The 677-nt window shown below is 67.8% G+C and carries 1 protein-coding gene; it reads right to left on the reverse strand.

What is annotated here, in order from left to right:
- Positions 1–620, reverse strand: a 620-nt coding sequence (locus ACLQ2W_RS33820) for a phosphopantetheine-binding protein (protein ID WP_425791956.1), incomplete at its 3' end; no start/stop codon positions are given.
- Between the last annotated feature and the right edge of the window lie 57 nt (positions 621–677).

Consider the following 677-nt stretch of genomic DNA (forward strand, 5'->3'; position numbering starts at 1 on the left):
ACCCCACCCGGATACCGACACCCCATCCCCACAATCGCCACCGGCTCATCCACACCCGCACCAACCACCACCGGCACAAGAACATCGACCTGTCCACCGAGCAGCTCCGCCAACAGATACCCGGCCAACACCACCGAGGTCGGATAGTCGAAGACCAACGTGGCCGGCAACGACAACCCGGTCGCAGCGGCCAACCGATTACGCAACTCCACCGCGGTCAGCGAATCGAAGCCGAGCTCGCGGAACGCGCTGTCCCGGATGATCGCCGCTGGGTCTGCATGGCCGAGCACGACGGCGGCCTGTGTCAGTACCAGGTCCAGGACTGTCCGCTGACGTTCCTCAACCCCCATGGCAGCCAACCTGGCGGCCAAATCCACCCGCGTATCGGCGGTGATCGCCGTACGGCGGGCCGAGCTGCCAGCCAACGTCCGCCACAGCGGCGGCATACCTCCGGCGTCGGCGCGACGCAGCGCGGCGAGGTCCACCCGGATCGGCACGAGTTGCGGCTGGTGGGTGCGTACTGCCGTGTCGAACAATGCCAGGCCCTGCTCGGAGGAGAGGGGAAGGATGCCGCTGCGTCGCATCCGGTCCAGGTCGGCCTCGTCGAGATGCCCAGTCATCGCCGACTGCTGCGCCCACAGCCCCCACGCCAACGACTGCCCGACCAGACCCTCAGC

The sequence above is a fragment of the Micromonospora sp. DT227 genome (assembly GCF_049841835.1).
GTDB lineage: Bacteria > Actinomycetota > Actinomycetes > Mycobacteriales > Micromonosporaceae > Micromonospora.